This is a genomic window from Mesorhizobium sp. M5C.F.Ca.ET.164.01.1.1, from assembly GCF_004792125.1.
Classification (GTDB): Bacteria; Pseudomonadota; Alphaproteobacteria; order Rhizobiales; family Rhizobiaceae; genus Mesorhizobium; species Mesorhizobium wenxiniae.
Genome location: NZ_SRTG01000140.1, coordinates 1 through 411 on the forward strand (window position 1 = coordinate 1; position 411 = coordinate 411).

Below are 411 nucleotides of genomic sequence, written 5' to 3' on the forward strand. Positions count from 1 at the left end.
GGCCTCGGCGGGCGTCATGACTGTGTCAATGCGGTAGCCGTCGCCACGGGGCCCGACCACCCCATTGACCAGCACGGTCATGCCACGCGCAACATAGGGCGCAGCCAGCGCCCGCGCCCATGACACTGCCTGCATGTCTATGCCCGACAATGCGACTTTCGAATAGCCGAGCTTTTCGCCCCAGTCCGGATTGGCGCGCCACGTCGGAGTATCGAGCACGAAGCCGACCCCGTGTTTGTCGGCGATGTCGAGATACTGGCGGAAATAGCGGGCCAACGTCGTCCGCCCCTCCTCCTCGCCAAGAAGCGGAAAGGCGGCGAAGGAGGGCAGATCGAGGCCTTCCAGAAAAACAAGCGAGGTCTCGAGGCCGCCATCGGTCAGGAAAACGGCTTCACCCAGCTCACGAACGTC

1 pseudogene is annotated in these 411 nt (G+C 63.7%); it reads right to left on the bottom strand.

From position 1 onward, the window contains the following. A pseudogene (locus EN807_RS32815) lies at positions 1-411 on the bottom strand (homocysteine S-methyltransferase family protein); the annotation flags it as partial.